Origin of the sequence: Mesorhizobium sp. WSM4310 (genome assembly GCF_007003935.1) — a bacterium.
Classification (GTDB): Bacteria; Pseudomonadota; Alphaproteobacteria; order Rhizobiales; family Rhizobiaceae; genus Mesorhizobium.
Map to the genome: position 1 here is coordinate 190,999 of NZ_VFTA01000002.1, position 22,088 is coordinate 213,086.

19 protein-coding genes are annotated in these 22,088 nt (G+C 63.7%); 10 read left to right on the forward strand and 9 right to left on the reverse strand.

Translation table 11 applies throughout. The features are described from left to right. Positions 1-9: 9 nt before the first annotated feature. The 10 genes from FJV80_RS03885 (at position 10) to FJV80_RS03930 (ending at position 11,564) form a co-directional block, all read left to right on the forward strand. Positions 10-1,521 (forward strand): aldehyde dehydrogenase family protein, encoded by a 1,512-nt coding sequence (locus FJV80_RS03885; protein ID WP_095792648.1) that lies wholly within the window; start codon positions 10-12, stop codon positions 1,519-1,521. 58 nt (positions 1,522-1,579) lie between these two features. Beyond that, positions 1,580-2,833, forward strand: a complete 1,254-nt coding sequence (locus FJV80_RS03890) for an ABC transporter substrate-binding protein (RefSeq protein WP_095772584.1) — start codon at positions 1,580-1,582, stop codon at positions 2,831-2,833. A gap of 153 nt (positions 2,834-2,986) precedes the next feature. Further along, complete coding sequence (locus FJV80_RS03895) at positions 2,987-3,937, forward strand: sugar ABC transporter permease (protein WP_027047381.1); 951 nt, start codon at positions 2,987-2,989, stop codon at positions 3,935-3,937. Next, positions 3,934-4,878, forward strand: a complete 945-nt coding sequence (locus FJV80_RS03900; protein WP_064980812.1) for a carbohydrate ABC transporter permease — start codon at positions 3,934-3,936, stop codon at positions 4,876-4,878. Before FJV80_RS03895 ends, FJV80_RS03900 begins: the two co-directional genes overlap by 4 nt. A 20-nt stretch (positions 4,879-4,898) precedes the next feature. Further along, positions 4,899-6,014, forward strand: a complete 1,116-nt coding sequence (locus FJV80_RS03905; RefSeq protein WP_142875596.1) for an ABC transporter ATP-binding protein — start codon at positions 4,899-4,901, stop codon at positions 6,012-6,014. A gap of 5 nt (positions 6,015-6,019) precedes the next feature. Next, entirely contained in the window at positions 6,020-7,537 is a 1,518-nt protein-coding gene (locus FJV80_RS03910; protein WP_142875597.1) for a GMC family oxidoreductase, read from the forward strand. Then, complete coding sequence (locus tag FJV80_RS03915) at positions 7,534-8,295, forward strand: 3-ketoacyl-ACP reductase (protein WP_095787008.1); 762 nt, start codon at positions 7,534-7,536, stop codon at positions 8,293-8,295. Before FJV80_RS03910 ends, FJV80_RS03915 begins: the two co-directional genes overlap by 4 nt. A gap of 11 nt (positions 8,296-8,306) precedes the next feature. Beyond that, positions 8,307-9,935, forward strand: coding sequence for a choline dehydrogenase (locus tag FJV80_RS03920; RefSeq protein WP_142875598.1), 1,629 nt, complete (start codon positions 8,307-8,309; stop codon positions 9,933-9,935). Positions 9,936-9,948: 13 nt separating this feature from the next. Then, the gene (locus tag FJV80_RS03925; protein ID WP_095787010.1) at positions 9,949-10,266 is read left to right on the forward strand and encodes a Dabb family protein; all 318 of its coding nucleotides are present in this window, start codon (positions 9,949-9,951) and stop codon (positions 10,264-10,266) included. An 80-nt stretch (positions 10,267-10,346) separates the two neighbouring features. Further along, positions 10,347-11,564: an MFS transporter gene (locus tag FJV80_RS03930; RefSeq protein WP_179295808.1), complete on the forward strand. Its 1,218-nt coding sequence runs from the start codon at positions 10,347-10,349 to the stop codon at positions 11,562-11,564. Between the two features lie 7 nt (positions 11,565-11,571). Here the strand turns inward: FJV80_RS03930 and FJV80_RS03935 are convergent, their stop codons facing one another. The 9 genes from FJV80_RS03935 to FJV80_RS03975 all read right to left on the reverse strand — a co-directional run bounded on the left by FJV80_RS03935 (position 11,572) and on the right by FJV80_RS03975 (position 22,008). After that, on the reverse strand, positions 11,572-12,417 hold the full coding sequence (locus tag FJV80_RS03935; protein WP_095787011.1) for an EamA family transporter: 846 nt from the start codon (positions 12,415-12,417) through the stop codon (positions 11,572-11,574). Between the two features lie 7 nt (positions 12,418-12,424). Beyond that, the gene (locus FJV80_RS03940) at positions 12,425-13,333 is read right to left on the reverse strand and encodes an endonuclease/exonuclease/phosphatase family protein (RefSeq protein ID WP_095772576.1); all 909 of its coding nucleotides are present in this window, start codon (positions 13,331-13,333) and stop codon (positions 12,425-12,427) included. Positions 13,334-13,449: 116 nt separating this feature from the next. Continuing rightward, positions 13,450-15,003, reverse strand: coding sequence for a sodium:proton antiporter (locus FJV80_RS03945; RefSeq protein WP_095772575.1), 1,554 nt, complete (start codon positions 15,001-15,003; stop codon positions 13,450-13,452). A gap of 225 nt (positions 15,004-15,228) precedes the next feature. Then, positions 15,229-16,293 carry an ABC transporter ATP-binding protein gene (locus tag FJV80_RS03950; RefSeq protein WP_095772574.1) on the reverse strand — a complete coding sequence of 355 codons (1,065 nt, stop codon included), beginning with the start codon at positions 16,291-16,293 and terminating at the stop codon, positions 15,229-15,231. Between the two features lie 16 nt (positions 16,294-16,309). Continuing rightward, on the reverse strand, positions 16,310-17,101 hold the full coding sequence (locus tag FJV80_RS03955; protein ID WP_095772573.1) for an ABC transporter permease: 792 nt from the start codon (positions 17,099-17,101) through the stop codon (positions 16,310-16,312). Beyond that, positions 17,098-17,997, reverse strand: a complete 900-nt coding sequence (locus FJV80_RS03960; protein WP_179295817.1) for an ABC transporter permease subunit — start codon at positions 17,995-17,997, stop codon at positions 17,098-17,100. Before FJV80_RS03960 ends, FJV80_RS03955 begins: the two co-directional genes overlap by 4 nt. Positions 17,998-18,078: 81 nt before the next feature. Then, a complete protein-coding gene (locus FJV80_RS03965; RefSeq protein WP_142875599.1) occupies positions 18,079-19,185 on the reverse strand; it encodes an ABC transporter substrate-binding protein in 1,107 nt (368 codons plus the stop codon). Between the two features lie 243 nt (positions 19,186-19,428). Continuing rightward, the gene (locus FJV80_RS03970) at positions 19,429-20,601 is read right to left on the reverse strand and encodes an iron-containing alcohol dehydrogenase (RefSeq protein ID WP_095787014.1); all 1,173 of its coding nucleotides are present in this window, start codon (positions 20,599-20,601) and stop codon (positions 19,429-19,431) included. 18 nt (positions 20,602-20,619) lie between these two features. After that, positions 20,620-22,008, reverse strand: a complete 1,389-nt coding sequence (locus tag FJV80_RS03975; protein ID WP_095787015.1) for an aldehyde dehydrogenase family protein — start codon at positions 22,006-22,008, stop codon at positions 20,620-20,622. Positions 22,009-22,088: the final 80 nt, after the last annotated feature.

Sequence of the window (22,088 nt, forward strand, 5' to 3'; positions counted from 1 at the left end):
AACCTCCTGATGAATGCACCCCTCAACATCGCCATGCCTGCCGAGGCCTCGGCCGCGCCGAAATCTCACCGGCTGCTGATCGACGGCAAGCACGTCGATGCTCGCGACGGCCGCACGCTGGAACGCAAGAGCCCCGGCCACGGCTTCACCGTTTCGCGCTATGCACAAGCCGGCCAAGCCGAGGTGGAAGCGGCGGTGCAGGCCGCGCACAAGGCGTTCCAGACCGGCCCATGGCCACGCATGAAGGCCGGCGAGCGCGCCGCGATCCTGTTCAGGGCGGCCGACCTGATCGAGACACGGCTGGAAGACATCGCCCGGCTCGACGCGCTGGAATCCGGCAAGCCGATCGCCCAGGCGCGCGGCGAGATCGGCGGCGCCGTCGACATCTGGCGCTATGCCGCCTCGCTCGCCCGCACACTGCATGGCGAGAGCTACGCCAACCTCGGCGATGCCATGCTGGGCGTGGTCGTGCGCGAGCCGATCGGCGTCGTGTCGATCATCACGCCGTGGAATTTCCCGTTCCTCATCGTCAGCCAGAAACTGCCTTTCGCGCTCGCCGCCGGCTGCACGGCAGTGGTCAAGCCGAGCGAAATGACCTCGGCCTCGACCTTCGTGCTGGGCGACATCCTGCTCGAAGCCGGCCTGCCCGCCGGGGTCGTGAACATCCTGGCCGGTCTGGGCGCCGATGTCGGCGCGCCGATGGTCGGCCATCCCCTGGTCGAGATGGTGTCGTTCACCGGCTCGACCCGCGTCGGCAAGATGACCATGGCGTCCGCCGCGCAATCGCTGAAGAAGGTCTCGATGGAACTTGGCGGCAAGAACGGCCAGATCGTCTTTCCCGATGCCGACCTCGAGGCCGCCGCCGACGCGGCGGTGTTCGGTGGCTTCTTCAATGCCGGCGAATGCTGCAATGCCGGCAGCCGGCTAATCGTGCACGAGGCGATCGCCGGAGATTTTCTCAGCGCCGTCAAGGCGCTCACCGCCAGGGTGAAGGTCGGCGACCCGCTCGACGAGCAAACCAAGGTCGGCGCGATGATCTCGTCCGACCATCTGGCCAAGGTGACGGATTACGTTGCGGCAGCGGCGGGCGAAGGCAGCAATGTCTTCAGCGGCGGCAAGCAGCTGGCCTCCAATGCCGGCCAATATCTCGACCCGACCATCCTGCGTGGCGTCACCGAGGACATGGCCATTGCGCGTGAGGAAGTGTTCGGACCGGTGCTCTCAGTGCTCACCTTTGAATCGATTGAGAAGGCGTTGCACATCGCCAACAACACGCCCTATGGTCTCTCTGCAGGCGTGTGGAGCGCCAGCATCGACACCTGCATGTCGGTGGCGCGTGGGGTGCGTTCGGGGACGGTTTGGGTGAACACATTCATGGAAGGTTATCCCGAGCTGCCTTTCGGGGGCTACAAGCAGTCCGGTCTCGGACGCGAACTCGGCAAACGCGCCGTCGAGGACTATACCGAGGAAAAGACAATCCAGTTTCATCGCGGCCAGCGCACCGGATGGTGGGTCGGCTGAGTTGGGAAGAACCCGGTGGGCTTCCACCGGTCGTGTAATGCAACAAGGGAGGAAGTACATGTTGCGCAAACTGCTTATCGGAACGGCTCTTGCGACGAGCTTTGCGTTCTCGGCGCACGCCGCGGACGTCAAGGAAGTGCAGATGCTGCATTGGTGGACGTCGGGCGGCGAAGCGGCTGCCCTCAACGTGCTGAAGGGCGACCTGGCCAAGGAAGGCTATGCCTGGAAGGACGTCCCTGTCGCCGGCGGCGGCGGTGATGCTGCCATGACCGCCCTGAAGGCGATGGTCGCGGCCGGCAACTATCCGACCGCCTCGCAGATGCTCGGCTACACCGTGCTCGATTATGCCGCGGCCGGCGTCATGGGCGACCTGACCGAGACGGCGAAGAAGGAAGGCTGGGACAAGTCGGTTCCGGCGGCCCTGCAGAAGTTCTCGGTCTATGAAGGCAAGTGGGTCGCGGCTCCGGTCAACGTCCACTCGGTCAACTGGCTGTGGATCAACAAGGCCGTCATGGACAAGATCGGCGGCACCGAGCCGAAGACCTTCGACGATTTTGTCGCCCTGCTCGACAAGGCCAAGGCCGCGGGTGTGATCCCGCTCGCTCTCGGCGGCCAGAACTGGCAGGAAGCCACCATGTTCGACTCCGTCGTGCTGTCGACCGGCGGACCCGAGTTCTACAAGAAGGCCTTCAACGACCTCGACGATGCTTCGCTCAAGTCCGACACGATGAAGAAGTCGTTCGACAACCTCGCCAAGCTCGTCACCTATGTCGACCCGAACTTCTCGGGCCGCGACTGGAACCTTGCCACCGCCATGGTCATCAAGGGCGATGCCCTGGTGCAGGTCATGGGCGACTGGGCCAAGGGTGAGTTCCACGCCGCCAAGAAGACCCCGGGCACCGACTTCCTGTGCTATCGCTTCCCGGGCACCGACGGCTCGGTGATCTACAACTCAGACATGTTCGGCATGTTCAACGTTCCGGACGACCGCAAGGCCGCCCAGGTCGCGCTGGCCACCGCCACCCTGTCGAAGAGCTTCCAGTCGGCCTTCAACGTCGTCAAGGGTTCGGTTCCGGCCCGCACCGACGTTCCGGACACCGACTTCGACGCTTGCGGCAAGAAGGGCATCGCCGACCTGAAGGCGGCCAACGAAGGCGGCACGCTGTTCGGCTCGCTGGCCCAGGGCTACGGCGCCCCGCCGGCTGTCGCCAATGCCTACAAGGACGTGGTCTCGAAGTTCGTCCACGGTCAGATCAAGACCTCGGACGAGGCCGTGACCGAACTGGTCAAGGCGATCGACGACGCCAAGTAAGCGCAACGCTCGAAATCACCTTCCCCGCTTTGGCGGGGAAGGTTTTATCTCAGGATTGGCCGGCTCGACACCATGCCGACCGAAGACCCGTATACACGGGGCCGCCTTGCCGCCTGACGGCGGAGCACGGACGACCCGAAACGGGAGGAGCTCATGAGCACAGTAGCAACAAGCCAGATCAAGCTGACGCCGGAGCGGTCGCGCACCTCGGTGCGCTCGCGCCTGCAGGACGCCTTGCCGAAGATCGTTCTGGCGCCGAGCTTCGCCATCACCATCGTCTTCGTCTACGGCTTCATCCTGTGGACGATCTATCTGTCCTTCACCAATTCCAAGACCTTCCCGTCCTACGTCATCACAGGTTCGCGCGCCTATCAGCGGCTGTGGGGCTGGACCTTCGACACCGACCCGCCATCGAGCTGGTACACGTCGATAACCAATATGGGCATTTTCGGCTTTCTCTACATCCTGATCTGCCTGGCGCTTGGCCTGTTCCTGGCCATCCTGCTCGACCAGAAGATCCGCGGCGAAGGCGTCCTGCGGCCGATCTACCTCTATCCGATGGCGCTGTCCTTCATCGTCACCGGCGTCGCCTGGAAATGGTTCCTCGATCCCGGCCTCGGCCTCGAACAGACGCTGCATCAATGGGGCTGGACGAGCTTCCATTTCGACTGGATCAAGAACAAGGATTTCGTCATCTACACCGTGGTCATCGCCGGCGTCTGGCAGGCCTCCGGCTTCATCATGGCGATGTTCCTGGCCGGCCTGCGCGGCATTGACGGCGAGATCATGAAGGCAGCGCAGATCGATGGCGCCACAACCTTCCAGCTCTACCGCCGCATCGTCATCCCGCTGCTGCGGCCAATCTTCCTGTCGGCCTTCATCGTGCTCGCCCACCTCGCCATCAAGTCATACGACCTTGTCGTGGCGCTGACGTCCGGCGGCCCCGGCGGCTCGGCCTGGCTGCCTTCGAATTTCATGTACGAATACACTTTCAAGCGCAACGAAATGGCTGTCGGATCGGCCAGTGCGGTGATCATGCTGATGACCATCGTCGCCATCATCGTGCCCTATCTCTATTCGGAACTCAGGGAGAAGCCGCGATGAGCGCTGTCGCCACCCCTGCCCGCCAGGCCTCCGGCGGCATCAACACCAAGCTCGTCAACCGCATCGTCATCTACGGGCTTCTGGCGCTGTTCGCGCTGTTCTACCTGATGCCGCTGTTCGTCATGCTGGTCACCTCGTTCAAGACCATGGACGAGATCCAGAACGGCAACATGCTGGCGCTGCCCAAGGCGCCGACCTTCGACCCGTGGCTGAAGGCCTGGGGCGAGACCTGCGTCGGCCTCACCTGCGCCGGCATCAAGGGCTATTTCTGGAACTCCATCAAGATGGTGGTTCCGGCCGTGCTGATCTCGACCATGCTCGGCGCCCTCAACGGCTACGTGCTGACCAAATGGCGCTTTCGCGGCGCGACGCTGGTGTTCGGGCTGATGCTGTTCGCCTGCTTCATTCCGTTCCAGTCGGTGCTGCTGCCGATGGCGACGATCCTTGGCAGCGTCGGCCGCTTCGGCGTGACCTTGCAGAACTCCGTCGGAACCAGCTTCGGCCTCGGCAATTCGACGGTCAATCTGGTCTTCGTCCACGTCGTCTACGGCATCGGCTTCACCACGCTGTTCTTCCGCAACTATTACGAGGCCTTCCCGACCGAATTGATCAAGGCCGCGCAGGTCGACGGCGCCTCCTTCTTCCAGATCTTCCGCCGCATCATGCTGCCGAACTCGATGCCGATCTTCGTCGTCACCGTCATCTACCAGTTCACCAACATCTGGAACGACTTCCTGTTCGCCTCGGCCTATGCCGGCACCGGCGATGCGATGCCGATGACGGTGGCGCTCAACAATGTCGTCAACACCTCGACCGGCGTCGTCGAATACAACGTCAACATGGCGGCCGCGATGATCGCCGCCCTGCCCACCCTGATCGTCTATGTCGTCGCCGGCCGCTATTTCGTGCGCGGGCTGATGGCCGGCGCGGTCAAAGGCTGACCAATTCAGAAGGAACGACCATGGCTTTTCTGGAAATTGATGGGCTGAAGAAGCGCTTCGGGAATGTCGAGATCCTGAAGGGCATCGATGTAGAGCTCGAAAAGGGCGGCTTCCTGGTGTTGGTCGGTCCGTCCGGCTGCGGCAAGTCCACCTTGCTCAACACCATCGCCGGCCTGGAGCAGATCACCGAGGGCGAGATCCGCGTCGACGGCCGCGCCATCAACGATCTGCACCCTTCGAAGCGCGACATCGCCATGGTGTTCCAGAGCTACGCGCTGTACCCGAACATGACGGTGGCCGGGAACATCTCGTTCGGCATGGAGATGCGCGGCGTGCCGGCCGACGAGCGCCAGAAGGCGATCGACAAGGTGGCCAAGGTCCTGCAGATCGGTCATCTCCTGCAGCGCAAGCCGAGCCAGCTTTCGGGCGGCCAGCGCCAGCGCGTCGCCATGGGCCGGGCGCTGGTGCGCGACCCCAAACTCTTCCTGTTCGACGAGCCTTTGTCCAACCTCGACGCCAAGCTGCGCGTCGACATGCGCATCGAGATCAAGCGCCTGCACGCCACGACAGGCACCACAATCGTCTACGTCACCCACGACCAGATCGAGGCGATGACGCTGGCGACAAAGATCGCCGTCATGCGCGACGGCGAGGTGCAGCAGTTCGGCACCCCGGCCGAGATCTACAACAACCCCGCCAATCTCTTCGTCGCCGACTTCATGGGCTCGCCGGCCATGAACCTGATCCCGGCGACCATCACCACATCGGGCAATGCGCTCTCCGTCGTTCTGCAGCGTGAGGCCCGCGAGCCGATCACGCTGCCGATGGCCAATGCGCCAGCAGGTCTCTCGGCATTCCAGGGCAAGCCGATCATCTTCGGCGTACGGCCGGAAGCGCTGACCGATCCGGAGGGCGCCGAGCGCAACGCCTCGAACATCGCCACCGCCGACCTGCATATCGAGGTCGTCGAGCCGGCCGGTTCCGACACGTTCGCCGTCACCAATCTCGGCGGCAAGGGCGTGGTGGCACGGCTGCGCGCCGACGCCAACATCCAGCCTGGCACCAGCACGCCGCTCGCCTTCAACCTGACCAAGGCGGTGTTCTTCGATCCGGCGACCGAGAACCGCATCCGCTGACGGCCATGGCAGATCCGGACATCGTCATCATCGGCTCCGGCATTGGCGGCGCCACGATCGCCTCCGGCCTGGCCGGCAGCGGCGCCTCGATCCTGATGCTGGAGCGTGGCGAGCCCTTGCCGGCAACCCCGCATGCCCGCGACACCCGCTCGATCTTCGTCGACGGCCACTATCGCCCAAAGGAGATGTGGCGCGAGGCCGGCGGTGCCGCCTTCAACCCCGGCAATTACTACTATGTCGGCGGCAATTCGAAATTCTACGGCGCGGTGCTGATCCGTTACCGCAAGGAAGATTTTTCGGCCATGGAGCATTACGGCGGCGTCTCGCCCGCCTGGCCGTTTTCCTACGACGAGTTCGAGCCCTGGTATTCCAGGGCGGAGCAGCTGTTTCGCGTGCGCGGCACGCTGGGTGAGGATCCGACCGAACCGTTCCACTCGATCCCCTACGCCTTCAAGCCGGTGCCCGACGAAGCACCGATCGCGCGCGCCCGTGCTGAACTGAAGGGCCTCGGCCTGCATCCGGCCTCGCTGCCGCTCGGCGTCGACATCGATACCTGGCTGAAGGAAGGCAGAACCGGCTGGGACGCTTTCCCCAACACCGGCCTGGGAAAGATGGACGCCCAGACAGCGCCACTGGCGGCGGCGCTTGGGGACAGCAACATCCGGCTCGAGACCGGCTGCTACGTCGAGTATCTCGAGGTGGCGCCCGACGGCAAAAGCATCGCCGCGATCCACTACCGGCAGAACGGCGAACTGAAGAAAGTGTCGCCGAAACTGGTCATCCTGTCCGCCGGCGCGGTCAATTCCGCCGTCATCCTGCTGCGCTCGCCCTCACCGGGCAACGGCAAAGGAGGCGGCAAGGGCCTCGCCAACCGCTCCGACCAGGTCGGCCGCAACTTCATGAACCACAATTCCAGTGCCATGCTGGCGATCGATCCGCGCCGCAGGAACGATGCCGTCTACCAGAAGACGCTGATGCTGAACGACTATTATCTGTCGGACGGCAGGGGCGGCAAACCGCTCGGCAATGTCCAGCTGCTCGGCAAGATCGACGGCAACATGCTCAAGGCCAATGTGAGGACGATGCCGAAATTCGTGCTCGACTTCATGGCCGGCCATGCCGTCGACTGGTATTTGATGTGCGAGGACCTGCCCGATCCCGAAAGCCGCATCATGGTCGACGGCAAGGACATCGTCATGCAGTGGCGGCGCTCCAACATGCAGTCGCTCGACGGACTGACCAAGGTGATGCGCGAAAACTTCCGCGCCTGCGGCTACCCCATCGTGCTGTCGCGCCCCTTCGATAGGCGCACGCCCTCGCACCAGTGCGGCACGGTCAGGATGGGCGACGATCCGGCGACCGCGCCGCTCGACCCGTTCTGCCGGTCGTTCGACCACCGGAACCTGTTCGTCGTCGATGCCAGTTTTTTGCCGAACTCGGCTGCGGTCAACCCGGCGCTGTCGGTCGCCGCTCAGGCGTTGCGGGTGGCTGACCATATCCGCAAGATGGAGCTTGCCGCATGACCCGCCCCGCAGCCATCGTCACCGGCGGCGCGCGCGGGATCGGGCTGGCTTGCGCGGAAGCGCTGGCCGATGCCGGCTTTGACATTCTGGTTGCCGACCTCGCCGAACAGGCGCCTGACGGGCTCGACGCAGACATCTCGGCGCGCGGTGCGAAACTCGCCTATGTCAGTTGTGACGTCGCCAATCTCGACGGCCACGCCGTGTTGGTCGATGCCGCGATGCGCGTCTTCGGCCGCATCGACTGTCTCGTCAACAATGCCGGCGTCGGCGCCGTGGTGCGCGGCGACCTGCTGGAGCTGAAGCCCGAAAATTTCGACCGCACGCTTGATATCAACCTGCGCGGCACGGTCTTCCTCAGCCAGGCCGTCGCCAAGGCAATGCTGGCCACACCCGGCGGCCATGCAAGATCGATCATCACCGTCACCTCGGTCAGCGCCGAGATGGCTTCGCCGGAGCGCTCCGAATACTGCATATCGAAGGCGGGGCTTTCCATGTGGGTGAAGAACCTGGCGCTCAGGCTCGCCCCTGAAAATATCGGCGTGTTCGAGTTGCGTCCGGGCATCATCCGCACCGACATGACGGCAGGCGTGACCGCCAAATACGATGCCTTGATCGACAGCGGGCTGGTGCCGGCCAAACGCTGGGGCGAAGCGTCAGACATCGGCGCGGTGGTGGCGACGCTTGCCGCCGGCAGGCTCGGCTTTTCGACCGGCTCGATCATCAATGTCGACGGCGCGCTCTCCGTGCCGCGGCTATAGGTGGAAACGACATGACAGACTACATCATCGTGGGCGCCGGCCCGGCCGGCTGTGTTCTGGCCAACCGGCTGAGCGAGGATCCCTTGAATTCCGTGCTGCTGCTGGAAGCCGGCGGCAAGGACTGGCATCCCTACATCCATATGCCGGCGGGCTTCGCCAAGATGACCAAGGGCATCGCGTCCTGGGGCTGGTCCACCGTGCCACAGAAAAACATGAAGGACCGGGTCTTCTGGTACACGCAGGCCAAGGTGGTCGGCGGCGGCTCCTCCATCAACGCCCAGATCTACACGCGCGGCAATGCCCGCGACTACGACGCCTGGGAAAAGGAAGAGGGTCTCGCCGGCTGGGGCTACCGCGACGTGCTGCCCTATTTCAAGCGCGCCGAGAACAACCAGCGTTTCGCCAACGATTTTCACGGCGACCAGGGACCGCTCGGCGTGTCGAACCCGATCTCGCCGCTGCCGATCTGCGAGGCCTATTTCCGCGCCGGCCAGGAGATGGGCATTCCCTTCAACCCCGACTTCAACGGCGCTGCCCAGGAAGGCGTCGGCTATTACCAGCTCACCCAGAAGGATGCCCGGCGATCCTCGGCCTCGGTCGCCTATCTCAAGCCGATCCGCGCCCGCAAGAACCTCACCGTCCGGACCGATGTGCTGGTGACACGTATCGTCGTCGAGAACGGCCGAGCTGTCGGCGTTGAAGTCGTCGACCGGCCAGGCGGCGAGAAGAAGATCATGCGCGCCGGGCGCGAGGTGATCGTCTCGTCCGGCGCCATCGGCTCGCCGAAGCTTTTGATGCAATCGGGCATCGGTCCGGCTGACCACCTGAAATCGGTCGGCGTGACGCCGGTGCACGACCTGCCCGGCGTCGGCTCCAACATGCAGGACCATCTCGATCTGTTCGTCATCGCCGAATGCACCGGCGACCACACCTATGACAATTACGCCAAGCTGCACCGCACGGCCTGGGCCGGCTTGCAATATCTGCTTTTGAAGAAGGGGCCGGTGGCCTCCAGCCTGTTCGAGACCGGCGGCTTCTGGTACGCCGACCCGACCGCCGCCTCGCCCGACATCCAGTTCCATCTCGGCCTGGGCTCCGGCATCGAGGCCGGCGTCGAGAAGTTGAACAATCCGGGCGTCACCTTGAACTCGGCCTTCCTGCGGCCGCGCTCGCGCGGCACGGTGCGACTGAAGAGCGCCGACCCGGCCGACCATCCGCTGATCGATCCCAACTACTGGTCCGATCCCTATGACCGCGCCATGTCGATCAAGGGCCTGCGGCTGGCGCGCGAGATCATGCGGCAGAAGGCGCTTCAGCCCTACGTGCTGCGCGAAGTGCTGCCCGGCCCGTCGCTGGCGACCGACGACGAACTGTTCGACTACGCCTGCCGCAGCGCAAAGACCGATCACCATCCTGTCGGCACCTGCCGCATGGGCCATGACGAGATGGCTGTCGTGACGCCGGATTTGCGGCTGCGCGGCATCGAAGGCTTGCGCGTCTGCGACGCCTCGGTGATGCCGCGCGTGCCCTCCTCAAATACCAATGCACCGACCATCATGGTTGGCGAGAAGGGTGCCGACCTGATCCTCGGCCGCGAACCGCTGCCGCCGGCCGTGTTTTCCAGCAACCGGGCTGCTTGAAGGGGATGAAGAAATGATCAGGCACTGTGTCTTCGCCCGGTTTCGCGGCGATGTCTCCGAAAGCGAACGCACGGCGATCCATGCCGACCTGGAAGCGCTTCGAAAGGTTATCGACGGCATGGACACGGTCCACTTCAGTGCCAATGTCAGCCCCGAGCCCTTCGCCCGCGGCTTTGGCCATGGCTTCACCATCGATTTCCGCGATGCCGCCGCCCGCGACGCCTATCTCGTCCATGAAGCTCATCAGCGCGCCGGCGCCCGGCTGGTCGCCGCACTCGAAGGCGGCACGGACGGATTGATGGTCTTCGACCTCGACCTTACGAAAAAGTGACCGCCGGTTCCGGCTGATCGCTGTTCTCTTTTGCGAGAGGGGCGACATATCGTCCTTTGGGGGCACCAAAGGAGGACGCCTTGAATCTCACTGCCGAGCAGAAGAAAACCGTTCTGGCCTCATTCCTGGGCTGGACGCTCGACGCTTTTGATTTCTTCCTTCTGACATTCCTGCTCACCGATATTGCGAGTGAATTCCACACCGATGTCCCGGCAGTCTCAAAGGCGCTGTTCCTGACCTTGGCGACGCGCTTCATCGGCGCGTTTTTCTTCGGCATGCTCGCCGACAAATATGGGCGCAAGCCCATCCTCATGCTCAACATCGTCAGCTATTCGGTGATCGGCGCGCTCGCCGCCTTCTCGCCCAATCTCGGCATTTTCCTCGCCCTGCGCGCTTTGTTCGGCATCGCCATGGGCGGCGAATGGGGGCTTGGCAGTTCGCTCGCCATGGAATCCATCCCTCCCAGCGCGCGCGGCTTCGTATCGGGCATCCTGCAATGCGGCTATCCCGCCGGCTACCTCCTGGCGGCGGTGGTCTACGGCCTGCTCTACCAGCAGACGATCGGCGGCTACACGATCGGCTGGCGTGCCATGTTCCTGCTCTCCTTCTTGCCGGCGCTGATCGTGCTCTTCATCCGCTCGCACGTGCCGGAATCGCCGGCCTTCGCCGAGGCGCGGAAATCGGTCAAGCCGGGGCTCCTGGAAACGCTGCAGAAGCACTGGGGCGTCGCGCTCTATGCCGTCGTGCTGATGATGTTCTTCAATTTCTTCAGCCATGGCACGCAGGACCTCTACCCGACCTTCTTGAAGAAGCAGCATGGCTTCGATCCGCACACGGTGAGCTGGATCACCATCGTCGCCAATATCGGCGCCATCGTCGGCGGCCTGGCCTTCGGCGCGCTGTCGGAGAGGATCGGCCGCGTCAACGCCATCACGCTCGCCTGCCTGATCGCCCTGCCGTCGATCCCGCTATGGGCCTACAGCACCACGCCCTTCATGTTGGCCATCGGCGCATTCGTCATGCAGGTCGCCGTCCAGGGCGCCTGGGGCGTCATCCCGGTTCATCTCAACGAACTGTCGCCGGGGGCGGTCCGCGCGACCTTGCCCGGCTTCATCTATCAGGCCGGCAACCTTGCCGCATCCTATGGCGGTCCGTATCAGGCGGGCATAGCGGAGTCGGCCGGAGGCAGCTACGGCTATGCGCTGGCGCTTTTCGCCGGCGTGGTCGCCGTCTGCATCATCGTCGTCATCCGCTTCAGCCCGGAGCGGCGCGGCCAGGTGATGACAGTCCTGGGTTGAGTGCGGCCTAACCCATCCGGAGCGCGATAACCCCGGCAACAATGCTGAGCGCGGCGGCGCCGCGCCAGCCCGTCATCTTCTCGCCGAGCGCGTAGACCGAGATCAGCATGGCGAACAGGATCGACGTTTCGCGCAGCGATGCCACCGAGGCGATCGGCGCCTTGGTCATCGCCCACATCACGATCCAGTAGGCCGCGCCGCTGAGCACGCCGGTGAACAGCCCGGCCTTCCAGTCGCGCGCCAGCACGGGCAGTGACTGCGGCCCGCGGAAGATGAGGCACAGCACCAGCGCCCATGTCGCGTCGCAGACGAACAGCCAGGCCGCGTAGCTTTGCGCCGTCGCCGCCAGCCGCGCGCCGCTGCCGTCCGACAATGTATAGCTGGCAATGAAGATCGACGTGCCGAGCGCAAAGCCGACGGCGCGCAGGTTGAGCCTCTCCAGATGCGCGCCGCCGCGAAACGACATCACCAGCGTGCCGGCCGACAAAAGCAGGATGCCGAGAATGGCAAACGGCGCCGGCACCTCCTGCACCACCACGATGCCACCAAGTGCTGCCAGCAGCGGTGCCGTGCCGCGCGCCAGTGGATAGGTCTGGGCGAAATCGCCGGCCTTGTAGGCGCCGATCAGGAAGGTTCGGTAGCCCATGTGGAAGACCACCGAAGCGAGAATGAACGGCCAGACCGCGGCCTTCGGGAACTCGACGAAAGGCAGCACGAACAGCGCGGCAAACCCCATGCCCAATGTCATCAGCGTGATCGACAGGAAGCGGTCGAGATGCACCTTGACCAGCGCGTTCCAGATCGCGTGCATGGCGGCTGCGGCAAGCACCGCGAAGAAGACGAAAAGCGTCATTTCGGGTCTATCGACCTCCCAAGCCGAGTGGCGTTTCGAGATCGATGTCGACCCGGACCGGGAAGTGATCGGACGCCACCTCGCCTGTATCGGATGCGACCGAGCGGACCCGCCCCGCGAACATACCGCCGACGAAGCAGTGGTCGAGCCGGCGCTTTGCCAGCCTGCCGTCGATGATCTTCTCATGCGTGTGGAAGTCATCAGCGGGTTCGATCGCCACAACGGCGGCATCGACGAAGCCGTCGAGATAGGCAGCACCCCGATGATAGGGCGTGCTGCCGACGATGCGGCGGTATTCGGCGCTGCCCGGCTCCATGTTGAAATCGCCCATCCAGATCGCCGCCAGCGGATTTTCCGGCTCGGCTTCGCCGCTGGTCCAGTTGCGCGAAGGCTCGTCATCGATGCCGCTCCACGGCCCGCCTTCGGACGGCGCACGGCGGTGTTCGGCCAGCAGATAGTCGATCTGCTCCAGCCGCTCTTCCGCCGCGATATGGGCGAGATGCAAGGACAGCACCCGCACCGGGCCGGCCGGTGTGCCGATCATGCATTCGAGCGCCGCGTTGCGCGTGTTGAGCGGCCTGAGCGTCCGGCGCATCGGCAGCGCATGCAGGCGCGACCAGACGATCGGCAGTTTCGACAGAACCATGGTGCCGAACTGCCGGCGCCGATTGACCAGGCGACCGTCCCGCCGCTCGCTGGCGTCCATGTCGAAGGCCGGGCCGTAGATCCAGTGATAGTCCGGCAGCAGGCGCGACAGCAGCTCCGGCTGGTCGTCGAAATGGCTGCGCTGCCAGTGCCGCTCGACTTCCTGCAGGGCAATGACATCGGCGCCGTCGACGATGCGCGCCGCGCGCGAAAGGTCATAGCGGCCGTCGCTGCCGAACCCGTACTGGATGTTGTAGCTGACCAGCTTCATTGCTTATCCGGCTCACCTTCGGCGATGGCAGTAGCGGCTCAGTGGATTGCTTGCAATGTGCAGGAGAATGCAAGCGGCTTGTGCCAGCAGCCTCCCCTGCCCCGCCGCGCGATCTTCTAATCCGTCGTCAACGGCTGGAACCGGCCCGCTGGCGACGCCGCCAGTTCCGCCCAGTCGATCTCTTCTTCCAGCCGGTGATAGGCCTCGTCGCCGATCGTGCCGTTGCTGCGCAATTCCTCCAGCGTGTCGCGCTGGCGGTTGATGGCGTAGAGGCGCAGCCGGTCGTATTCGGTTGCCGCCTGTGCGTCCTCCGGGTTTTCCGCGATCACGCGCTGAGCCTCGTACTGCTCGCGCACGACAGCCGCCGCGGCCGATGTCTTGCGGCTCAACACGTCAAGTGCGGCCTGCATGACGGCAACGCGCGCCTGCGCAACCTCATTGTCGACGGTTCTGTCGGGATCGAAGTTGAGTATCCGCAGCAGAGGCTTCAGCGTCATCCCCTGCAGCACCAGCGTACCCAGAACCACCGCGAAGGCGGCAAGCACGATCGGATCGCGGCCGGGAAAGCCGGCAGGCAGGGCAATGGCCACCACCAGCGTCACCAGCCCGCGCATACCGCACCAGCCGACCAGCACGGCGCCGCCAAATGTCGGCAAATCCCGCTTTCTGTCTTCGCCGCCGAGACGGGCAAGCCATCGGATGATCGCAACATAACTCGCCACCCAGACGAGGCGCGCAGCGATGACGACAACCAGCACCGTCGCGGCAAACAGAAAGGCCTCGCCCTGCCCTTCGCCGGAAAGCCGGCCGACGATCGACCGTGCCTGCAGGCCCATCAGCACGAAAGCCAAAACGTTGAGAACGAACACCGCCGACTCCCAGACCGAATAGGTGCTGACACGGCGTCTCGCCGACATGCGGCGCGGTGCACTGCGCGCAATCGTGATGGCGTAGACGACGATGGTGATGATGGCGGAAAGACCGAGCTTGTCGGCCAATATCCACACGCCGAATGTCCCGGCGAACTGCACCACGGTGCTGCTCGCCGCATCCTCGATGCGGGTCAGCGTCAAGAGCGAGAGGCGGCCAAGCAGATAACCTCCAATCAGGCTGCCGATCGTTGACAGCAGGATCACCGGAATGGCGTTGCTCAGCATGATCGAGCCGAGTGCTGCCGAAACCGCCAGCCGGTAGATCAAGAGTGCGGTGGCATCGTTGAGCAGGCTTTCGCCCTGCAGGATGGCGGTGATGCGGTGCGGCACCTTGAATTGCCCGAGAACGGCACTCGCCGCCACGGCATCCGGCGGCGCGACGATGGCGCCAAGCGCGATCGCCGCGGCGATCGGCAGGCCGGCCATCTTCCAGCCGACGAAGGCAACCACCACAGTGGTGAAGACGACGGCGCCAAGCGCCAGCAGCAGCAGCGACAGCCGGTAGCGCTTCAGGTCGCGCAGCGACGTGTCATAGGCGGCATCGAGAAGCACCGGCGCTATGAACAGCGCAAGCGCCAGTTCCGGATCGATCTCGATCATCGGTGCGCCAGGCACGAAGGCGATGCCGACCCCGGCCAGGGCCAGCAGCGACGGATAGGGGACCTCCAGCCGCCGCGACAGCGCCGTCAGCGCGACAGCCGTCAAAAGCAGGACAAGGGTGAGTTCAAAAAGGGCCATGGCTCATCGTAGCGGCGAAGAGCGACTGTTGGCAGTACCCCTCGGCAGGATACTGTTGATTGTCGAAGCCTTGGCCTGCCCTGGGATTTAAAAGTGACCTGAGGGGCGGCGCCGACGGTTCGTCACTACAGACATCGAACCCACGGCATCGAGGGTTGCGAGCATCGACGATCAAGACGCGTTGTTCGGCGCATTAGAGACCGCCGCGGAATGACGTTCGCTCCGCTAGTGCAAGACCAGCATGTCGCCCGATGAGAACGAAATCTCGGCCTTCTCACCGACCGCGGGTGGCGGCGTGGCCGAGTTGTTGAAGGTGTCGAGCGACACCGTGTTGCCGCCGATGCCGACGCGGACCCGGATCACCGAGCCGAGGAAGTGCACTTCGGATATCTCTCCGATCAGGCTGGAATCGCGGCCGGGCTGGCGGCCGAGCGAAATCGCCTCGGGCCGCAGCGCCAGCGACAGCGTGTCGCCGGACTTCGAGCCGTTGAGCTTGCCCTTGAGCGAGACTTCCTGCGTGTTGACCTGAACCGTGCCGGCCGCGGCGTCGGTAACCTTGCCTTCGAGCACGTTGAGCGTGCCGACGAAATTGGCGACGAATTTGGTTGCCGGCCGGTTGTAGATCTCGAACGGCGTGCCGACCTGCTCGGCCTTGCCGCCATACATGACGGCGATGCGGTCGGAGATCGACAGCGCCTCTTCCTGGTCATGCGTGACGAAGATGGTGGTGATGCCGAGCTTCTTCTGGATCGAGCGGATTTCCTCGCGCAGCGACACGCGCACCTTGGCGTCGAGCGCCGACAGCGGCTCGTCGAGCAAAAGCAGCTTCGGCTTCGGCGCGATCGCACGGGCCAGCGCGATGCGCTGCTGCTGGCCGCCCGAGAGCTGGTAGGGATAGCGGTCGGCCATCTGCGGCAGCTTGATGATGCCGAGCATCTCGGCAACGCGGGCGTCGATGTCCGCTTTGGGCATGCCGGCGACTTTCAGGCCGAAGCCGATGTTCTGCGCCACGGTCAGGTTAGGGAACAACGCATAGGCCTGGAACACCATGCCGACATTGCGCTGATTGGGCTTCAGCCGGGTGATGTCCTTGCCGGCGACGACGATCTTGCCGGCGCTCGGCTCCTCGAAGCCGGCGACCATACGCAGCACGGTGGTCTTGCCGCAGCCGGACGGCCCGAGGAAGGAGACGAATTCACCCGGCTCGACGTCGAGATTGAAATCCTCCACGACCGTGGTGGCGCCGAAGGACTTCCGGACGTGCTGGATGGAGAGGAATGGCTCGGCCATGGTGGTGTTCTTTCGATCAGTTCGGGCGGTTCGCCGATTTCGGCGCGAAGCGGGACAGGATCTGGATCAGCGACATGCAACCCCAGGTGATGGCGAAGGCAATGATTGCAAGCGCTGCCGGCTCATAGGCGCGGTTGGCGCCGATGTTCTGCAGATACGGACCGAAGGCCGGCCGGTTGAGCAGGCTTGCCATGGTGAATTCGCCAATGACAATCGCGAAGGTCAGGAACGCACCCGACAACACCGCGATCAACACGTTGGGCAGGATAACACGGGTGACGATCGTCCCCCAGCCGGCGCCCAGAATCTGCGCCGCTTCCGTCAGAGTGCGCACGTCGATGGTGCGAAGTCCTGTATCCACCGCGCGGTACATATAGGGCAACGACAGTGTGGCATAGCCGATGACCAACAAGGCATTGGTGCCCGTGTCGGTCGCCAGGAACGGCAACGGCGAATTCGAGCCATACATTCTGATGTATCCGAAGACGATGACGATGGCCGGGATGACCAGCGGCAGCAAGGTGATGAACTCGACGATCGGGCGCAGCTGCGGCAGGCGCAGCCGGATCCAATAGGCGGCGGGCACCACGATCAGTACGCCGAGAATGATGGTGAAAACGGCGGCAAGCACCGAATAGCCGAATGTCGCCTGGAAGCGTGCGTCGCCCAGCACGACCTTGTAGGCATCAAAGGAATAGGCACCGCGCCGCATGCGCATGGAAAACTCCACCGTCGCGATCAACGGGATGAAGAAATAGGCCGCGCCCAGCGCGAAGACGACCCAGGCCCAGAATCTGCCAGCCTTCATTTGAGCCACCTCTCGGAACGGGTGCGGAACCAGATGTAGAAGACATTGGCAAGACCGGTAATCAGGATCATGCCGAAGGCAATGGCATAGCCGAGATGGGCATTGTGCAGCACGTCGCCACGAATCTGGGCATAGAGCAGGATCGGCACGATGTTGAGTGACGAGCCGGTCAACGCATAGGCGGTGGCGATGGCGCCGAAGGCATTGGCGAACAGCAGGATCACGGTACCGAGGAAGCTCGGCCAGATCACCGGAATGACCACCATGCGCCAGTACTGGGACACGGTCGCGCCCAGCGTCGCGGCGGCCTCGCCCCATTCCTTCTTCAGCCCGTCAATGGCCGGCACGATGATGACCACCATCAACGGGATCTGGAAGTAGACATAGGTCAGCGTCAGGCCCCAGAACGACAGGATGTTGAAACCGTGTGCGTAAATGTTGAGGCCGAACAGGGTGTTCAGTATGACCGTCGCGAGGCCGAGCCGGCCGAGTGTGGCGAGGAATGCGAAGGCCAGCGGCACGCCGGCGAAATTCGAGGCCACGCCGGAAAACGTCAGTGTCGCCGAGCGTATCCAGTCCGGCAGGCCACCGCGCACGATGGCGATCGCAATCGCCAAACCCGCAAAGGCGCCAATCAGCGATGAGGCAAGACTGACCTTGATCGAAATCCAGTAGGCGGCAACGATCGACGGCTGCGCCAATGCGACTATGTTTTCGAGTGTGAATTCTCCGGCATCGTTCTGGAATGCGCCCAGCATAAGGTAGAGCGTGGGCAAGATCAGGAACATGATGGCGAAAATGAAGAACGGCGCGACGCCAAGCCATTGCGTCGGCAGCCTCACGCTGCGCGCCTCGGCGGGAGGCGCCGTCTTGCCGGTAACAGCGGGGTCGGACATTGAGATATCGGTCATGCGCCGGCTACCGTCTTCGAGAGAAAGAACCGGGCGACCGTGAAGCCGCCCGGTGGATCTCAACTGTTACTTGACGTTGGCGCCGACAACGGCGTCCCAGTTCTTGGTGATGGCTTCCTTGGCCTTGCCCTGCTCGTCGAGCGTCGGGAACACCGCGGCCGCATAGGACTCAACCGGCGGCAGCTTGGCCAGCACGTCCGCCGGGATCTTGCCGTTCTTGGCGAGATCGTTGAAGCGGATCGGGTGGCAATAGCCCTTCAGCCAGGCGATCTGGCCTTCGTCGGAATACAGGTATTCCAGCCAGAGCTTTGCTGCGTTCGGGTGCGGTGCGTAGGCGCTGATTGCCTGCACGTAGACACCGGCGACGACACCTGTCTTCGGCACGACGACGTCGACGGGCGGGTTGCCCTTCAGCGTGTCGCGACCGGCGAGCGCGTTGTAGTCCCAGGTGACGAGGATCGGGGTCTGGCCCTGGGCCAGCGTCGCGGCCTTGCCGATGACCGGCACGAAATTGCCGGCGGCGTTGAGCTTCTTGAAGAAGTCGAGACCAGCCGTGCCTGCGGCTTCACCGGCTGCCGCACCACCGGAAAGGCCGGCGGCGTAGACTGCCTGGATGGCCTGGTTCGAAGCGCGCGGATCACCGGCAAGTGCGACCGAGTTGGCGAATTCCGGCTTCAGCAGGTCGGCCCAGTCCGTCGGCGAAACCTTCACCAGATCCTTGTTCACCTGGAAGGAAAGCACACCGTAGTAATCGCCCGTCCAGAAGCCGTCGGCATCCTTGGCGCTGTCGGGGATCGAGTCCCAGGTCGACACCTTGTAAGCCTGGATCAGACCGTCCTTCTTGGCGGACGGGCCGAAAGACAGGCCGACGTCGATGACGTCGGGAGCCTGCGGACCCTTGTTGTCCTTGTTCGCCTTGATCGCCTCGACCTCGTCGCCGGAACCGGCATCGGGGTTGAGTTCGTTGATGGTGATTTCCGGATACTTCGCCTTGAAGCCGTCGATGACCGCGCCGTAACCGCACCAGTCATGCGGCAGCGCGATGGTGGTGAGCTGGCCTTCGGCCTTCGCGGCCTTGACGAGATCATCCAGCGAAGCCGCGGACGAAATCACCGACGACACCATCAGGGTCGCGGCCGAAAGGGAAAGCACCTTCCCCGTGAATTTGAACATGTGTTCTCTCCGTTGAACTGACGCCGTTGGACGCCTGCGATGCGGTATCGTTTTCATGTGACAGCCAGATGAAAGCTTTGTGAAACCGGCTGCTCGCAGTGCGAAAAAGTAAACTCTTTTTAACCGGTTGTAGCAATCGCCTCGCGATTCTTTTTCCGGCTAATTAGTTTGTGCCTTGCCCTTCATCTCCTCCCCTTGTTTTTCTGCCCCTTTTTCAGATCAATTTTCCACGCGGAAAGCGTCTCAGATCGTGCCGGCGATGGCGTTTTCCAGCAGCGTCAGCGCCGCCTTCTTGGTCAGCTTGACGGGGTTGCCGCCGGCAGTCGGATCGACCACCGCCATGTCGGCGATAAGCGCCTTGCGCTTCTTGTCCATGTCGAGCCCCTTGATCAGGCCCGGCAGCGCGTGCGGCACCTTCAACTCCTTGCGCAGTTTGATGATCGCCTTGGCGAAGCCGTCGAAGCCGCCCTTGATGCCGCAATAGGCGGCGAGCCGGGCGATACGCTCCTCGATGGAGTCACGGTTGAAGGCGAGCACATAGGGCATGAACACCGCATTGGTCATGCCGTGATGGGTGTCGTAGAGCGCGCCGATCGGGTGCGACAGCGAGTGGATGGCACCCAGCCCCTTCTGGAAAGCGGCGGCGCCCATGGCGGCCGCGCTCATCATATGGGCGCGCGCGACAAGGTCCTTGCCGTTGGCATAGGCCTTCGGCAGGTTCTCGAACACCAGCCGGACACCCTCGACGGCAATACCGTCGGCCATCGGGTGATAGCCCGGCGCGCAATAGGCTTCCAGGCAGTGGGCAAGCGCATCCATGCCGGTGCCGGCGGTGATGAAAGCGGGCATGCCGACCGACAGTTCCGGATCGGCGATGACGATCGCCGGCAAGAGCTTCGGATGGAAGATGACCTTCTTGGTGTGCGTCTCCTCATTGGTGATGACCCCCGCGCGGCCGACTTCCGAGCCGGTGCCGGCCGTGGTCGGCACGGCGATGATCGGCGCGATCGCATCCGAATTGGCGCGCGTCCACCAGTCGCCGACGTCCTCGAAATCCCACACCGGCCGCGTCTGGCCGGCCTGGAAAGCGATCAGCTTGCCAAGATCGAGCGCCGAGCCGCCGCCGAAGGCAATGACGCCGTCATGCTTGCCCTTCTTGAACACGGCGATGCCGGCGGTGAGGTTGGAATCGACCGGGTTCGGCTTCACCTCGGAAAACACACCGTAAGGCACCTTGGCGTCGTCGAGGATTTTCAGCGTCGAAGCGACGACCGGCAGTTTCGCCAGGCCCGGATCGGTGACGAAGAGCGGCCGCTTGATACCGGTGGCTGCAAGCACCTCTGGGAGTTCCTTGATGCGCCCGGCGCCGAAACGGACGGTGGTGGGGTAGTTCCATTTGGAGATGAGCTGGGACATTTTTTGTCTTTCGAAAAATCAGATGGCTTCGCGCAGGTGGAAGGATTTCGGCCGAGTCAGATTGTCGTAGCCGATGGCCGACAGTCCCGCGCCCTTGCCGGTGTCCTTGACGCCGGTCCAGACCAGCGCCGGATCGAGGTAGTCGCAGCGGTTCATGAACACCGTGCCGGTCTCGACGCGGTTGCCGATCGCCACCGCGTGTTCGGTATCGCGCGTCCAGATCGAGGCGGTCAGCCCATAGGCGCTGTCGTTCATCAGCGCGATCGCCTCCTCGTCGTTGCGCACCTTCATGATGCCGACGATCGGGCCAAAGCTTTCCTCGCGCATGACGCTCATCTGGTGGTCGACTTCGGTCAGCACTTCCGGCGCCAGATAGGGCGAACCGGCCTTGTCGTCAGCCACCTTCATGTTGATGTGCGCCTTGGCGCCCTTGCGCAGCGCTTCGGCCTTCTGCTCGCGGATCAGGTCGGCGAAACGCGCCTGCGCCATCGGCCCCATCGTCGTCGCCTGCTCCAGCGGATTGCCGACGACATAGTTTTTCGTCTCGGCGATGAAGCCTTCGACGAACTCGTCATAGACCTTCTCGTGCACGTAGACGCGTTCGATGCCGCAGCAGCACTGGCCGGAATTATAGAAGGCACCGTCGACCAGATTGGCAACCGCATGGTCCATCTTGGCGTCGGGCAGCACATAGGCCGGGTCCTTGCCGCCAAGCTCGAGGCCGAGCGTCATGAAAGTGCCGGCCGCCGCCTTTTCGATGGCGCGGCCGCCGCCGACCGAACCGGTAAAGTTCACATGGTCGATCTTGCCTGAGCCGAGCAGCTTTTCGGTCTGCGCGTGGTTGAGCACGACATTCTGGAACACGCCCTTTGGCAGGCCGGCTTTGTCGAAGGCCTGCTGAAAACGCTCGCCGACGAGCAGCGTCTGTGCGGCATGCTTGAGGATGACGGCATTGCCGGCCATCAGCGCCGGCACGACGGTGTTGACGGCGGTCAGGTAAGGATAGTTCCACGGCGCGATCACCATGACGACGCCGAGCGGATCCTTCTTCACATAGCGGCGAAACCCATCCTTCGGGTTTGAGGCCGGCACCGATTTCAGCGCCAGCTCGGCGATCTCGACCATGTAATTGGTGCGTTCCTTGACACCGCCGAACTCGCCGCCATAGCGCACCGGACGTCCCATCTGCCAGGCGATCTCCGGCACGATCTCGTCGGTCATCGCCACCAGCGCTTCGAGCATCGCGAGAATGTACTTGCCGCGCTCGACGATCGGTACCTGCGCCCACTTCTCCTGCGCCGCCTTGGCGCGCTCGACCGCGGCGTTGACCGCCTGGTCCGTTGCCACGGGCCGCTCGGCGTAGATCGAGCCGTCGATGGGGGATTTCAACTTGACCGTTTCGGCCATTCCTTCAGTCCTCGCACTTCATGAAATCTTGATTTTTGACGCCGCCCGCCATTCAGGCGATGGCCAAGGGCGGCGAAGCC